14 protein-coding genes are annotated in these 14,547 nt (G+C 43.0%); 5 read left to right on the top strand and 9 right to left on the bottom strand.

Annotated elements, in window-relative coordinates; all coding sequences use genetic code 11:
- Positions 1 to 244 precede the first annotated feature (244 nt).
- Complete coding sequence (locus tag JMX07_RS02900) at positions 245 to 1,309, top strand: disulfide isomerase DsbC N-terminal domain-containing protein (RefSeq protein WP_201606246.1); 1,065 nt, start codon at positions 245 to 247, stop codon at positions 1,307 to 1,309.
- A gap of 153 nt (positions 1,310 to 1,462) precedes the next feature.
- On the opposite strand, the gene JMX07_RS02905 is transcribed toward JMX07_RS02900, so the two are convergent.
- Positions 1,463 to 2,113 carry a DUF2939 domain-containing protein gene (locus tag JMX07_RS02905; RefSeq protein ID WP_057762251.1) on the bottom strand — a complete coding sequence of 217 codons (651 nt, stop codon included), beginning with the start codon at positions 2,111 to 2,113 and terminating at the stop codon, positions 1,463 to 1,465.
- Positions 2,114 to 2,156: 43 nt separating this feature from the next.
- Between JMX07_RS02905 and JMX07_RS13660 the strand changes: the two genes are divergently transcribed.
- The 4 genes from JMX07_RS13660 (at position 2,157) to JMX07_RS02920 (ending at position 5,674) form a co-directional block, all read left to right on the top strand.
- Positions 2,157 to 2,285 (top strand): hypothetical protein, encoded by a 129-nt coding sequence (locus JMX07_RS13660; RefSeq protein WP_265088339.1) that lies wholly within the window; start codon positions 2,157 to 2,159, stop codon positions 2,283 to 2,285.
- Between the two features lie 250 nt (positions 2,286 to 2,535).
- Complete coding sequence (gene dnaJ, locus JMX07_RS02910) at positions 2,536 to 3,672, top strand: molecular chaperone DnaJ (protein ID WP_057757637.1); 1,137 nt, start codon at positions 2,536 to 2,538, stop codon at positions 3,670 to 3,672.
- A 173-nt stretch (positions 3,673 to 3,845) separates the two neighbouring features.
- On the top strand, positions 3,846 to 4,676 hold the full coding sequence (gene dapB / locus JMX07_RS02915; RefSeq protein ID WP_201606247.1) for a 4-hydroxy-tetrahydrodipicolinate reductase: 831 nt from the start codon (positions 3,846 to 3,848) through the stop codon (positions 4,674 to 4,676).
- Positions 4,677 to 4,753: 77 nt separating this feature from the next.
- Complete coding sequence (locus JMX07_RS02920) at positions 4,754 to 5,674, top strand: hypothetical protein (RefSeq protein ID WP_201606248.1); 921 nt, start codon at positions 4,754 to 4,756, stop codon at positions 5,672 to 5,674.
- A gap of 78 nt (positions 5,675 to 5,752) precedes the next feature.
- Here JMX07_RS02920 and JMX07_RS02925 read toward each other — a convergent pair whose 3' ends face one another.
- The 8 genes from JMX07_RS02925 to erpA all read right to left on the bottom strand — a co-directional run bounded on the left by JMX07_RS02925 (position 5,753) and on the right by erpA (position 14,227).
- The gene (locus JMX07_RS02925; RefSeq protein ID WP_201606312.1) at positions 5,753 to 6,928 is read right to left on the bottom strand and encodes a type III PLP-dependent enzyme; all 1,176 of its coding nucleotides are present in this window, start codon (positions 6,926 to 6,928) and stop codon (positions 5,753 to 5,755) included.
- A gap of 146 nt (positions 6,929 to 7,074) precedes the next feature.
- A complete protein-coding gene (def, locus tag JMX07_RS02930) occupies positions 7,075 to 7,629 on the bottom strand; it encodes a peptide deformylase (protein WP_057757649.1) in 555 nt (184 codons plus the stop codon).
- Positions 7,630 to 7,862: 233 nt separating this feature from the next.
- Positions 7,863 to 8,117, bottom strand: coding sequence for a GlsB/YeaQ/YmgE family stress response membrane protein (locus JMX07_RS02935; protein ID WP_101204692.1), 255 nt, complete (start codon positions 8,115 to 8,117; stop codon positions 7,863 to 7,865).
- Positions 8,118 to 8,476: 359 nt separating this feature from the next.
- Positions 8,477 to 9,958 carry a UDP-N-acetylmuramate:L-alanyl-gamma-D-glutamyl-meso-diaminopimelate ligase gene (mpl, locus tag JMX07_RS02940; RefSeq protein WP_101204691.1) on the bottom strand — a complete coding sequence of 494 codons (1,482 nt, stop codon included), beginning with the start codon at positions 9,956 to 9,958 and terminating at the stop codon, positions 8,477 to 8,479.
- 261 nt (positions 9,959 to 10,219) lie between these two features.
- Positions 10,220 to 10,858, bottom strand: coding sequence for a copper resistance protein NlpE N-terminal domain-containing protein (locus JMX07_RS02945; protein ID WP_201606249.1), 639 nt, complete (start codon positions 10,856 to 10,858; stop codon positions 10,220 to 10,222).
- Between the two features lie 442 nt (positions 10,859 to 11,300).
- On the bottom strand, positions 11,301 to 11,813 hold the full coding sequence (locus JMX07_RS02950; protein ID WP_201606250.1) for a disulfide bond formation protein B: 513 nt from the start codon (positions 11,811 to 11,813) through the stop codon (positions 11,301 to 11,303).
- A gap of 105 nt (positions 11,814 to 11,918) precedes the next feature.
- Positions 11,919 to 13,493 (bottom strand): glutamate--cysteine ligase, encoded by a 1,575-nt coding sequence (gene gshA, locus JMX07_RS02955; protein ID WP_201606251.1) that lies wholly within the window; start codon positions 13,491 to 13,493, stop codon positions 11,919 to 11,921.
- 353 nt (positions 13,494 to 13,846) lie between these two features.
- Positions 13,847 to 14,227, bottom strand: coding sequence for an iron-sulfur cluster insertion protein ErpA (gene erpA / locus JMX07_RS02960; RefSeq protein WP_057757666.1), 381 nt, complete (start codon positions 14,225 to 14,227; stop codon positions 13,847 to 13,849).
- Positions 14,228 to 14,547: the final 320 nt, after the last annotated feature.

Here is a 14,547-nt window from a genome sequence, read left to right on the forward strand (position 1 = left end):
CTCTTAAAGCTAAGTAGCAGTTTTGCGACATTAGCCATTTAGTGTTTTGCAAAACTATCCCATATGCTACAGTCTTTTTTATCTATACTTTTTTATCTATATTTTTATGGCAGACAACCCTTAAACCAATTCCAAGAACCTGACTAATCAGAAAATGTATTGCTACCTTTCAGTGAGTGGGAGATTTGGAATTGGTCTTGATATTGAAAACTGCCATTATTAAAAACCAGATAGGAATCTCTCTGTGACATTACCTGTATTAAAGTCCGCTAGCCTAATCAGCGTCATACTATTAGCAACGACTGCTTGCGCTCAGCCAAGTTCGGCGGATGCCAACAGTAATAACATAACGCAAAGCACTACTAATTCACAATCAGCTCAAGCAGTGAGTGCGACTGTTGATAAGCGATTGCGCCAAGTACTGACCCAAGCAGGTATCAAAACACAGATTACTTCTATTGTGCCATCCAAACTGCCCAATATGTATCAAGTGAATTTGGCCGGACAACTGCCGCTGCACATCAGCGAAGATGGTCGTTACGTCATACAGGGTGAGCTACAGAAAAACCCAAGTAAGCAAGTTATCACTAAAACGCCAGTACGTAGCACAAGTGCGCAAGTAGGCAAACCTGTCAATACGAGTGTCAAGTCTGACATGCTAGCAAATATGGCTGCGCTTAAGAACATGAATGCTAAAACGCCATTCTTTTATACCGCGGTACCGGGTGTTATCTGGGGAGCAACGCTAGAAGGGGTGCCGTTTTTACTATCAGATGATGCGCAGTATATTACCGATGGTGAAATATCAGTCATCGAAAACGGTCAATTTATCGGACTCGATGAGAACTTTGAAAAACGCAAAAACCAGTCTGTGTTTGCGTCATTGGACAAAAGCCAACTGATTACTTATCCAGCAACCACTACTGAGAGAGCCGTTATCTATGTGGCGGATGATGTGAACTGCCCTTACTGCCGCCGATTACATCAGCAAGTGCCATCACTCAATGCGAAAGGTGTGACAGTCAATGTCATCGGCTATCCGATATATGAGGCGTCACCGAAGCAGATGCGTGGTATCTGGTGCCAAGCGGATGCAGACAGTCGTCGTCAGGCATTTGACAGGGCAATGCTACAGGGTGAAATGACACCTGCATCAGCAAGTTGTACAGTTGACCATGTGACACCCAATCGTGAAAAAGCAGCTGGACTTGCGGTGATGGCGACGCCTGCCATCTACCGTGAAGATGGCGTACTATATCAGGCGAGTTTTGAGAGTCCAGAATTTCTAGAATTCTTGGGTGTTGAATAATCGACTGGTAGGGTTAAGTGTTTCAACAGTTCAAAAACTTAAGATATTTAACTGCTAAACAAAGTAAAAAACCGCCTTATGAATCAGTTCATAAGGCGGTTTTTTATGGCTCTATTCAGAAGTTTTTGCATCTCAAAAGCTGTATTAAATAATTTATGGTAAGACGATATCAACGATTTTCCAATTGATAAGCCCTTCACGCTGCATCTCGATAGTGAGAGGATAGCCTTTTACCTGACCACTAATACTAAAACAATTGATACCGCAGTAGCTCAGCGTTGGCTTTTCACTGTCATTGCCTTGGGCGACTTGCTGCTCAAGTTCTGCCGCTTGTTTTTTCATGACTTGCTGCATTTGGCTTTTGACCACAGCATCGACATCACCGCGCTGAATAATTAAGCTCTGAATTAGGTTTTTCAAGTCAACTTGATCGCTAGCGATGGCCCATGCTGCGGCTAGCTCTTTGGTTGCTGTATTGGCTTGACCTTGAGTATTAATCACCTTTTCGATATTCTGCGGCGTGATGGCACCTTCAACTGCCTGCGCGATAAAACCATTTGCGGCTTCGGTCAACGGCTCACCGCCCAATTCAGAAATTAATGGATACTTAGTCATTGTCGTCGCAAATTGGCTGGTTAGCTGATTTTGGACGCTTGGTCGCACTTGCTCATAATCAATAGCCGCTGCGATAGTGGCACCGTCTTTATCGTCATAAGCGTTTTTGAGCTGATAAGCACTGTAATAAGGCGAGCCTGCATACACTGCTACCGCAATTATGATTAATAGAATAACCAGCTTTTTCATAAGACTTGATACCTTGTCGCAATCGTCATCACTATGAGTATAAATGACCGTAGATGTGGCGGTAAATATTAGCACGACTGAGCACCGCTCAGGTACGAAAAGCTTTGCAGTAACCTTAATGAATCGTTTGGCTTTTGCCGCAGCAATGCCAACTGCTAATTTCATCATTTAAGAGCTTGATAAATCAGCAGACCATCTCCATAAATAGCGCAAACTTTTTATAATTGATTTGGCTAAGCAGCCTTCACCGTATTTGTTGGTTAAGTCTAAGCATTATGGTTCTATAGCATATGATTTGTAATGTTTCATGTGAAACGCTATACGTATCCACTAGCTAAGAACCACGAATAAGATTAAGACAACTATCAATTGAGCTGATGATTTGACGAACCGGTGTGGCTGTAAAGACGATAGGAGAGAGCATGAGTAAGCGCGATTTTTATGAAATATTAGGTGTCAGCAAGACCGCTGATAGCAAAGAAATTAAGCGAGCCTACCGTAAGCTTGCCATGAAATACCATCCAGATCGCAACTCTGATGATCCTGATTCGGAAGACAAATTCAAAGAAGCTTCAATGGCTTATGAAGTATTGAGCGACGAAGAGAAACGTTCAGCCTACGACCGTATGGGCCATGCAGCTTTTGAAAACGGCATGGGTGGCGGCGGCTTCGGCGGCGCAGGTGGCGGTAACTTCCAAGATATCTTTGGCGATATTTTTGGTAACTTCGGTGATATCTTCGGTCAGCAGCGTGGTGGCGGCGGTGGGCGTTCGCGTCGCGGCTCTGACTTGCGTTATGTGATTGAGCTGACATTAGAAGAAGCCGTACGTGGCTGTAAAAAAGAAATCAGTTTCACGGCTCCTGCGCCTTGTGATACCTGTGATGGTAAAGGGGCAAAAAATGCTTCCGATGTGGTTACCTGTCAGACTTGTCATGGCCAAGGTCAAGTACGTATGCAGCAAGGTTTCTTTGCGGTACAGCAAGCTTGTCCTCATTGCGGCGGTACGGGTAAACAGATCAAAAACCCTTGTTCAGACTGTCATGGCAATGGCGTAAAAGACAAATCACGTACCTTAGAAGTCTCTATCCCTGCAGGCGTCGATGATGGTGATCGCGTTCGTCTAGCAGGCGAGGGCGAAGCGGGCGGCGCTGGCGTACAAAATGGCGATCTATATGTTGAAGTACGCGTCAAACAGCACAATGTATTTACCCGCCAAGGCGCTGACCTATATATGGATGTGCCAGTAAGCATCACTGATGCAGCATTGGGTAAAGAAGTCGAAATTCCAACCTTAGATGGCAAAGTAAAAATCAAAGTGGCAGAAGGTACGCAAAGTGGTAAGTTACTGCGTGTACGCGGCAAAGGTGTGACGCCAGTCCGTACTACTATGAAAGGTGATTTGATTTGCCGTGTGGTTATCGAAACACCAGTGAATCTGACTCGTGAGCAAAAAGACTTGCTACGCCAATTCCAAGATACTTTGGATGATGACAGCAAGCATCAACAGTCGCCACATAAGAAGTCATTCTTCAAAAAAATCGGTGATTTGTTCGATTAAGAAACAGTCTAATTAAGTAGCTAATATTAAATTAAGCCCAAAGGTTTCACATGAAACCTTTGGGCTTTTTATTGATGGTATAAAAAGCCCTTCGTGTGATGATATTTGCTAAACTTACGATAAATGATAGTCAAAAATAGTTTCACCAAATATAAAACATCTAAGGTAAAAGTATGAGCGAACAAGCGAATAATAAATCTATTAACGTTGGGGTAATCGGTGCAGGCGGACGTATGGGTCGTATGCTCATCGAGGCAGTACAGAACAATCCACAAACTGCATTAAAAGCAGCGATTGAGCGTCAAGGCTCTAGCCTAGTTGGTGCTGATGCCGGCGAAGTTGCTGCTATTGGTCATTTAAATGTACAAATCGTTGATGACTTAGCCGCTGTGATTAATGATATCGATGTGCTGATTGATTTTAGCTTGCCGGACGCTACTGAAAAAAACATGCAAGTTTGTGCTGAGCATAACGTCGCTATGGTCATCGGTACCACAGGATTCAATGAACATCAAGAACAAGTACTGGCAAAGGCAAGTGAGAAAATCACTATCGTATATGCGGGTAACTATTCGACAGGTGTTAATTTATCATTGAAGCTACTCGGGATGGCTGCCAAAGCGTTTGGTAATGATGCTGATGTAGAAATCATTGAGGCACATCATAAGTATAAAATTGATGCGCCTTCTGGTACGGCGTATATGATGGCCGAAGCCGTCGCGGAAGCACGCGGACAGAACCTAAAAGACGTTGCTATCTATGGCCGCGAAGGACAAACTGGCGAGCGTGAATCTGGCACAATTGGTATTCACGCAGTACGTGGTGGCGAAATTGTAGGCGACCATACTGTAATGTTTATCGCAGATGGCGAAGTGGTCGAGATTACCCATCGTGCACGCGCGCGCATGACATTTGCCGCTGGTGCCGTACGTGCCGCAACTTGGGTTGTTGAGCAGGAAGTAGGTCAGTACAACATGCAAGATGTGCTTGGATTAAGTGACTAACGACTATTTATAGTTGATGATTGACTATAGCGTTATAACTGATGGCTCGATGACTCAATAGCAGCAAGGGAGCAGGTATGAGTAGTATCAAACGTTATATTAGTCATAGACTGATTGGTGCTGTTTGTACCATCAACCTTGCAAGCCTATCAGCCTTTGCACTGAGTCTAGCGGTCCTACCAGTAACCGTACAAGCCAGCACCTCTCAAACCTATGTTATCCATACTTATGGCGGGGCTAGTTTGTTACCTGCAGTAAGGCAGCTATTAAGTAGTAGCGCAGACGGTGGCACGGTGACTACCTATCAAGATAAATTGGTACTGCAAACGACGGCACGCAATTATGAGGCAGTACAGCAGTTATTGTCTCAGATAGACCGTCAACCACAGGCATTGACGGTCGCCGTACGTGTTGGCAATAGTAGTAGCGGGCAAGGTAATATTCAGCAAAGTCAGGTCATTATTACCAATCGCGGTATCCAAGGTGCAGGGGTTATTAGTCAGCGTAGCAGCCAGCAGCAGGGTAATAGTCTACATCAAGTACAAACACTATCTGGCAGTGCGGCGAGCATCAGCACAGGTACGCTTTATTCGCTAACTCAAACCTATAATGCTAATAACCATTTGACTTATCATCGTTCAGCTAACTATAACTTCAAACCACAGATTGTGATTCAGCAGCAAATACTATTGCCAACGACACAAGGGATTGCCGTCACACCAAGACTGTTGCCTAGCGGGCAGGTGGAAGTACAACTATCCCAAGTAGAAGAAAGCTTAGTGCAGCCGAATTCACCTTATAATCAAATGAGTTCTACTGACAACTCTACTGGCAGTGCTAGCAATGCTATTCGAGGTCAAAGATTGAACAGTACGATTATCGTGCCGCGTGGACAGTGGGTGACAATTGGACAGATTTCACAAAACTCAACCAATAGCACTAGTAACAGTAGCCGTAATACCAATAATAGCGTGCCTATTTCTTTAAGGGTTGAATAGTCATTAAATTGTCAAGCACAAAAAAGCGCGATACGGGTATTAACCGTGCCGCGCTTTTTTGTGGAATAGTATTAAGTACTAGTCAATATAAACCACTTCGAGCGGTGGGAAACCATTGAACTCTACCGATGAGTAAGAGTTGGTATAAGCACCAGTGGTCAGCCAGTAGATTTTATCACCAATCTCAAGCTCTTCTGGTAGCTGATAACCCGCTTCTTCATACATGATATCGGTTGAATCACAGGTTGGGCCTGCCAATACCACAGTACCCTCGCTGGTAGACGTTTCCATCTTAGGCGTATAGACAGGGTACTTGATAGCTTCGCCTAGCGTTTCGATTAAGCCTTGGAATAGACCAACGTCGGTATATACCCAACGAGTCAAATCGGTATCTGACTTACGAGAGATCAGTACCACATCACTAACCAAGACACCTGAACCACCAACGAGTGAACGGCCTGGTTCTAAAATAATCTCAGGCATCTCATCATCATTATAATCATCAGTCAAATAGCTGGTAATCTCTTCTGCATAGACCTTAATAGGATTGACTTCGCTGATGTAGTTGGTTGGGAAGCCGCCACCTAGATTGATCATTTGTAGCTTGATACCTTCTTCATTCTTCATCCAGTCAAACATATATTTAACTTTAGATAATGCATCATCCCATGCAGCGACGTCTTTTTGCTGGCTACCGACGTGGAACGAGATACCATAAGGCACCAATCCCAATTCACGCGCTTGAACCAGTAGGTCGATGGCCATATTAGGATGGCAACCAAACTTACGTGATAATGGCCATTCTGCTGTCTCTGAGCCTTGCACCAAGATACGCACAAATACTTTAGAACCTGGAGCGTGTTTGGCAATGTTCTTTAGATCCGCTTCTGAATCAGTTGCATATAGATCGATGCCTTTTTCAAAGGCATATTTGACATGCTCCGCTTTTTTGATGGTGTTACCATACGAGATACGAGATGGCTCAACGCCGCAACCAAGTACGCGATCGAGCTCATAGATAGAGGCACAGTCAAAGTTTGAACCAAGGTTTGCCAGTAAGTTGATCACTTCCACCGCAGGGCTAGCTTTCATTGCATAATGCAATTTTGCACTAGGAAATAGGCTGACCATTTCATGGTATTTGGTTTCAATACGACTAAGGTCAACTACTAAAAAAGGCGTCTCGCGACCTTCAGCAGCCTTGGTAAATTTCTGCCAGCTGGCAGGGTCAAAATATTGGTCAATTTTGATCATTGTCATAGTAGTAAACCTTTTGTGGAAACTGTATCGGTTAGAAAAATTATCGCCAAACAGTGAGTGCTAAATATTAACACCCACTGTAGACGTAACTATGTGAAGGATAAAGACGAAATAAAAAGATAAGAATAAAGAGTAGAGCTTTAAGAATTGACGGCTTGTGTCTGTTTTTCTGCTGATTGTGCTTCTTGCTTTTCACGTATTTTAAGAACTTTACGGACTTTATCACGAGCACGAGTCTGTTTAAGACGAGACAAGTAGTCAACGAAGATTACGCCATTTAGATGATCCATCTCATGCTGAATACAAACAGCAAGCAATCCTTCAACGACTTCGTCAATGACCTCACCGTTTCCATCTAACGCTTCGATACGGACTTTATTAGGACGTTCGACTTTGTCATAGACATCAGGTACAGATAAGCAGCCTTCTTCATACGGTTGCTTTTCTTCTACCAGTGGCGTGACTTTTGGATTGATAAAAACTCTAGGAGAGCTTTTGTCTTCAGACAAATCCATAACGATAAGCTGAATATGATGATCCACTTGACTGGCCGCAAGCCCGATGCCTTGAGCATCATACATCGTCTCGATCATGTCTGCGATTAAGGTTTTGATTTCAGCAGTCACTTCCTTGACAGGCTTGGCGATAGTACGCAAGCGAGGATCTGGGTAACTTAAGATAGGGAGTAGTGCCATAACGCTCACCTCAATGATAAGGACAAAATAGGGTTGATATTATAAGATAAATGGGGGCAAAAGTAATGCTTATCAATACTTTCGCAGTCATATGATGCTATATGCAGATAGAAAGACTGGATTTTGATGATAAATGGCATAAAAAAGCCCTGCTTAATGCAAGGCTTTGTTTATATAGTATTTTAATTAGCTAATAATCATTTATGACCAAACTATGTACGGTTTATAACTAATTATGCACGGCGTTTATTGACAATCATTTCATATAAGAACAGTAAGATAATTGCACCAATTACTGAGAAAATAAGACCAGTGAAACCACCATCAGCATTGATTCCGATTAGGCCAGCTAAGAAACCACCTAACAATGCACCCACGATACCCAATACGATAGTCATAATCCAACCCATAGGGTCGTTACCTGGTTTGATAGCACGTGCTAATAAACCTGCGACTAAACCTACAATAATCATCCAAATAAAGCTCATGTTATTCTCCTAATATTATTAATATTTATAATGTGTTACAAGTTTTGATGCATCTATTGTAAACATTCCTCAAACGCAAAAGTAAGCATAAAATGTTACTACTGTAGGGGCTATGTGAGGAAAAAGCCTGATTTGCTATTGAGTAAGGACAATAAGTAAACGAAAGGTTACAAAGGTAGCAGTGGTGCTAACAGCGCTTATCAAGGTGGTACCTGTAGTGCCGAATTCATATAAATGAAATCATATAAATATTAAAAATAAAAAACGCAGCCATCTACTAGATGAGCTGCGTTTGTATATAGGGAAATAAGAAGAGCGGTTTCTTTATAAGAGCTGCTTCTTTATCTTAGCTAGAAGCATTAGCCGTTATGCAATGCGGTTAATAAAAGCTGATGAATTCCCTCAAAGCCGCCATTTGACATAACTACAATCGCGTCACCTGCTTTTGCATGACTGCTAATATGCTCAATGATATCATCAATGCTTGATAACACTTGTTGGTTGCCGATAGAGTCGCTAGTAGCCTTAGCTTGTTCGATGACCTCTTTTAAGCCCCATTCCAAACCAGTAGGCTCGTACCATAATGTGTAGTCAGCAAGTGCCGCTGATTGAGCCAAGCTGTCTTGATGAATGCCCATTTTCATGGTGTTACTACGCGGCTCAATGATAGCCCAAATGCGTCTATCAGCTAGCTTCTTTTTGGCACCATCTAATGTGGTCGTAATAGCCGTCGGATGATGGGCAAAATCATCGAAAACTAAGATGTCATTGACGTCGCCAATCAGCTCCATCCGGCGCTTGATACCAGCGAAATCTGATAAAGCGGTACAGGCAGTCTCAACACTGACACCAACATCATAAGCAGCAGCGACAGCAACTAACGCGTTATTGACGTTATGGATACCGCTCATTGACCAGTTTACGATAGCAGTTGCTTCTTCGTTAGGAGCAAAACTAACTTTGAACTTACTACCGTCTTCTTGAATCAGCTCAGCCTGCCAGTCGCTACTATCTTTTAGAGCACGCGTATTTTCGCTGGTATCAGCTAAAGTAGAGTCGATGACGGCAGTACGCCAGATAGGTGTCCAAACCCCTTTTGCTAGCGTATCTTCTAAACTGATGGTCGCGGCTGGCATGATAATTTTACCAGTGCTTGGAATCATACGCACCATATGGTGGAACTGAGTTTGTATCGCATTGAGATCTGCAAAGATATCTGCATGATCAAACTCAAGGTTATTCAAAATAGCAGTACGCGGACGATAGTGAACGAACTTTGAGCGCTTATCAAAGAAGGCAGAATCGTACTCATCTGCTTCAATTACAAAGTAGCCAGATTTATCATTATCGCTTTTATCAGCACCCAAATAGCTGCTGTGCGCAAACACTTGCTGTAAGTGCTCGTCAGTTGTATCAACCAATGGCACACCGCCAATCAAAAACCCTGCATCGATACCAGCATAATGTAATATCCACGCAAGCATAGTCGTGGTTGTGGTCTTACCATGCGTACCTGCAACGGCGATTACGTGACGTGACTGCAATACTTGCTCAGATAAGAACTGCGGACCTGATGTATAGCGCAAGCCATTATCTAGCATATACTCAATCACATCCATGCCGCGCTTCATCGCGTTCCCAACGACGACTAAGTCTGGCGTTGGTTGCAAATGTTCTACCAGATAGCCTTCTTCGATAGTCACGCCAGCATTTTCGAGTTGAGTGGACATAGGAGGATAGACATTGGCATCTGAACCCGTGACCGTATGTCCAAGCGCACGTGCTAGCAATGCCAGTGAGCCCATAAAAGTACCACAAATACCAAGGATATGAATATGCATAGACGTTCCGTACGCGCTTGAATGAAAAGAATAGAAAGCGGATAAAATAAAGTATGAGGTGCCTAGCTGTCATCAGTAAAAATAAACGCTTTGATAAACAATGACCAATACATCAGCTGGGCAAACAAGCAATCATTGTAAAGTAAACCCTGTTCGATGACCAATAAAAAACGCCTAACAAGTAGGCGCTATGTAGCTAATGTAATTTGGCTGTTTTAGTATGTAGAGATACGCCAGCTAACAGTCAGCATGAGGACGCTTTTATTTTCGTGATAACGTATAGTCATCCTCTAAATTATCGTGTTCATCGATCCGTATCAAATGATTGTCTTGGATGTGGTAGGTCTCGATATTCTTCCCCTTATAAACAATGGTAATCTTATCGTTATCTTGTCGGTAGATACCGGATTCTAGTAAGGGTGTCCTTGGTTTTTCAGGGTTATGGTAATTGCTTGTTTTTGATACCGACCCATCAGCAAATAGATTCAATGTGACGTCGATACTGTCGCAATCTATACAAGAGACCATGCCGCCATAATCGCCCATCAATGTCGCTTGCAGCATACTGCTTTTCGCTTCTGATCGCTCCATAGAGCCGTCTGCATAGGTATCTTTATTTGACTGAGCAGCAGCAATCAGTGATTGCCCTTCCACCATTTCGCCTGTCTCATCATCACTCGCTAGCTCAGCATTTTTAGCATTGTCATCTTGCAATGATTGTGAAGCCTCTTGCGATTCAGAACCAGTCGACGCGAACGTCGATACCATGTCTTTATCGGTATTGGACGAGGCACTATCACAGCCTACGAGTAGCACGCATAGTGATGCTACAAGTAACGAAGGACGCCACCGTTTTACGATAGCAAGCGTAGTAGAGCGAACGGGAGCAAAATATATCATGGTTATACCAAAAACAGTTTTTAACAAGTATTTTTCAAGCTCATCTATACTATCGACAACGTAAAGCCATTGTCAAAGATAAGGATAATAAGGCATGGGCGCGTAGTAATAATATAAATTAAGAACTTGATAGCATTATCTTATATTCAAAATACAGATAGCTTATGAGTAGAAAGCGACAAATATCTAATGCTTATCCGTTTATAAGGTAAGCTGACTAAAGATATCAAAGGCTTGAAAATATCTCTGTGGGCTTTTTGTTGTTGGTCATATATCTAAAAGACATGAGTTGGTAGTAGAGATATCTGTTGGTATCGCTAATATTGGTTATAAGGGCGGGTTAATAGTAGACAAAAAAATAGACATTGTATCGAAGATAGCAATGTCTGTTTTAAAAGCAGAAGTAAGAAAAAAACCTAATAATTAATTGAGCAATAGAATATTAATGAGTTGGCTTTACGATACGCAATAGTATCAACACGTGTACGATCAGCAGCACACTGAATAGAATCAACGACTGCTCAGGAATGCTTAATCCTATAAATGTCCAATCAACAGAAGCGCATTCGCCAGATCCTGCAAAAACTTCCTTGAATACTTGTAGAATAGGGAGGGTATCAAGCCAATAGTTCAGTCCTGGACCACAAGAAGGTACTTGGTCAGCAGGTAAATGTTGCAGCCATACATGGCGTGCTGCTACCGCAGTTGCCCAGCCGATACCTACTAGACTCCCAAGCCATAGCAATAGTCTTATCACTTTAGACTTAGGATTAAACAACGCTGATATCAGGGCAAATCCGCCCATGACGATTAGACCAACACGCTGAAAAATACAGAGCGGGCAAGGTGAAAGCCCTAAATGACGCTGTAAATAAAACAGCGCAAAGCTCATGCCTATCACGGCCATTATCACCAAAAATACTTGCAGGTTACGGTAAGTGGTTAGCTGTCGCATTGTGCGGTTACTCTTATGGGTTTATCTATAATAGATGTGGGGTAGCAATCCAGATTAAACAGTCAAAATTGCACAGTCAGGACTTAGTAATTAATAACTAGCAACTTAGCGATACTGCTGTAAAAATTCCGCAAAGTCTTCTGTTTCAGACTGCTCAATCTCAGCTTGCTGTAAGATAGATTTTTCTGCCAATACTTCGTATTTAGCTTGAGTATTTGGACTAAGCGTCTGCTGTAGTAAAGACTCGCGATGCTGCTGAGCCAACGTAAAGCCAAGCTGCCATAAGCTGCCTAAGCGTTTACTATCGGAATTCACTTGGGCAGAGATAGTCGACTCAGAGTGTCCTGCTTTGCCTTGCATCAATGCTACGGCCGTGCGGTAATCGTTACCACCGTAGTGAGCATCAAGCAATGCAGCAAGCGGCTGCATACGCTCTAGATGCGTGAGCATCCAGCTTTCGAGTGACTGCTCTTGGCCATTATTGATAATATGCAAGTCATCACGGCGACCTTCATTGACCACACGCTCAAGATTGATAGCGAGTGTGTCTTCTTCTTCAGGTAGCAGGTCTGGTGAGTCACTGAACAGGCAATACAGCGCCATCACTTCCAAGAAGCAAGCACTAGAGAGGCGAATACCTACGTCACTATATGGGTCAAGATCGATAGCACGGAACTCGACATAGGCGATACCACGACGCTCAAGCGCTTCGGTTGGTGTTTCACCGCTCATTGCGATTTGTTTAGGACGAATAGGGCTGTAGTACTCGTTTTCTATCTGCAAAATATGATTGTTAATTTGGATTGGATTGCCAGCTTCGTCTTCTAAGCCAAGCTTAGCAAAGCTTTCGTGCGGTGTTTGAATGGCACGGCGCAGACCATCGACATACTCTGGCAAATAGTTATAACGGATATCAAGTTGCTCTTGCACGCTATTGGTATAGCCAAGCTTACCCATACGTAGGCTAGTCGCAGCAGGTTTGTAATAAGTCGAATCATTAAGCAATTCTAAATCGTGCTCACGCCCTGCCAAGAAACAAGGACACACGCTTGGACTGGCACCTAGCAAATATAAAACAAGGCTGGTTAGACGTTTAAAGTTACGAATCAACCCTAGGTATTTTTCGTTTTTGAACTCTGTCAACGTTTGACTTTGTGCGGTCGGCGTTTTGGCTTGCCATGTCTCAAACAACGTATCACCAAAAGACAAGTTGTAATGTAGACCAGCAATCGTCTGCATACGGCGACCATAGCGGATACCAAGGCCACTACGATATAGGGTTTTTAGCTTACCCGTATTAGAGCTACCATAATCAGCTAGTGGAATATCTTCATCTTTAGAAGACAACATACAAGGCATCGATAATGGCCACATCAGCTCACCTTCAGGTATGCCCTGATAGACCAATACGTGCAATTGGCGCAGCATATTGAGGGTCTCTTTTGGTGAGGATTTTGGTTCAGTGATGAGCTCAAGCAGACTTTCTGAGTAATCGGTAGTAATAAAAGGATGGGTAAGTTTTGACCCAAGTTTGGCTGGATGCGGGGTCTGTGCCAAGAAACCATCAGGCTTTACGCGCAGGCCCTCTTTTTCAATACCGCGGAGCATACCCGTTAAGTGTTGGCTATCAAACCAATTAGGGATTTCGAAATTAACAAAGCTACTCGCAAAATTACTCATAATAGTCATCTATTGTTATTTATTATGGCGGATCAAAACACGATAAGCGTTTGTCCATAAAATAGGTAAATGTTAGGTCAATAATTCCGTCAGTTTAGCTCAAAGCTGCCTTGAAAACCACGGACAATTACAAATACGATAAGCTTTAGGCAACGCGATTTGTGAAGATTTTGACCCTGTCTTTAATACAAATTCATCTCGAATATAGCGTTATTCTGGCCAGACAGTTTGATAAAAAAAGCATCTACCTGAGAGATAGATGCTTTGTTCATTATGCCTACAAGCCATTTGACATAGTATTGGCACACTATCGCATTATCTTAATAACCATAGCGCGACCGCGTCTATTTAGCTTATATAGAGAATGACGAACCGCAGCCGCACGTGGTCGTGGCATTCGGATTGGTCACGACAAAACGTGCCCCTTCCAGTCCTTCAGTATAGTCAACGGTCGAGCCTTGCAAGTATTGATAGCTTAGCGAATCGACGACTAACGTCACATCACCATTATCAAAATTGGCATCGTCTTCGTTTAGGTCGTTGGCAAAGTTAAACCCGTAAGAGAAACCAGAACAACCGCCACCCGTCACATAGACACGTAGCATAAGATCGCTATCGCCTTCTTCTTCACGTAGACGGCGTACTTTTTGCGCCGCACTATCAGTTAGGCTTAATACGGTTGGATCTACTGGCTGGCTTGAGCTTGGACTAAATTGGTTGGCTGATTCGTTCATATCTACCTCAGTTGCTAGGATCAAATGCGGTCGTCGTCCTGTTTGGGTTTGCAATATGGTACTTGCAAATAAAGATACGCACGGCGTTTGATTTAATTGGGTGCTGTCATTATGGCAAAGCTATTGGTGCATTATAAGCTGTTTGTACAATTTCAAAATAGTATTTGTGCCACCACAACACTTTATTGGCTCTATTGATGGTGGGTACTTATCTTTTAGCAGTATATCATAATGGGGGTGCTGATTCGTTTGTCAAGAGTGATGCAACTACTGAATTTTACTAATGAATAGCAGTGTCCCAATTTTGATATTGTGTTTTT

The organism is Psychrobacter immobilis, assembly GCF_904846235.1.
In the GTDB taxonomy this organism is placed as follows: domain Bacteria; phylum Pseudomonadota; class Gammaproteobacteria; order Pseudomonadales; family Moraxellaceae; genus Psychrobacter; species Psychrobacter immobilis_C.

Coding starts and splice junctions, on each gene's coding strand:
- JMX07_RS02905 (WP_057762251.1), bottom strand. CDS start 2,113: ATGAAAAAGCTGGTTATTCTATTAATCATAATTGCGGTAGCAGTGTAT.
- JMX07_RS13660 (WP_265088339.1), top strand. CDS start 2,157: ATGACCGTAGATGTGGCGGTAAATATTAGCACGACTGAGCACCGCTCA.
- dnaJ (WP_057757637.1), top strand. CDS start 2,536: ATGAGTAAGCGCGATTTTTATGAAATATTAGGTGTCAGCAAGACCGCT.
- dapB (WP_201606247.1), top strand. CDS start 3,846: ATGAGCGAACAAGCGAATAATAAATCTATTAACGTTGGGGTAATCGGT.
- JMX07_RS02920 (WP_201606248.1), top strand. CDS start 4,754: ATGAGTAGTATCAAACGTTATATTAGTCATAGACTGATTGGTGCTGTT.
- JMX07_RS02925 (WP_201606312.1), bottom strand. CDS start 6,928: ATGATCAAAATTGACCAATATTTTGACCCTGCCAGCTGGCAGAAATTT.
- def (WP_057757649.1), bottom strand. CDS start 7,629: ATGGCACTACTCCCTATCTTAAGTTACCCAGATCCTCGCTTGCGTACT.
- JMX07_RS02935 (WP_101204692.1), bottom strand. CDS start 8,117: ATGAGCTTTATTTGGATGATTATTGTAGGTTTAGTCGCAGGTTTATTA.
- mpl (WP_101204691.1), bottom strand. CDS start 9,958: ATGCATATTCATATCCTTGGTATTTGTGGTACTTTTATGGGCTCACTG.
- JMX07_RS02945 (WP_201606249.1), bottom strand. CDS start 10,858: ATGATATATTTTGCTCCCGTTCGCTCTACTACGCTTGCTATCGTAAAA.
- JMX07_RS02950 (WP_201606250.1), bottom strand. CDS start 11,813: ATGCGACAGCTAACCACTTACCGTAACCTGCAAGTATTTTTGGTGATA.
- gshA (WP_201606251.1), bottom strand. CDS start 13,493: ATGAGTAATTTTGCGAGTAGCTTTGTTAATTTCGAAATCCCTAATTGG.
- erpA (WP_057757666.1), bottom strand. CDS start 14,227: ATGAACGAATCAGCCAACCAATTTAGTCCAAGCTCAAGCCAGCCAGTA.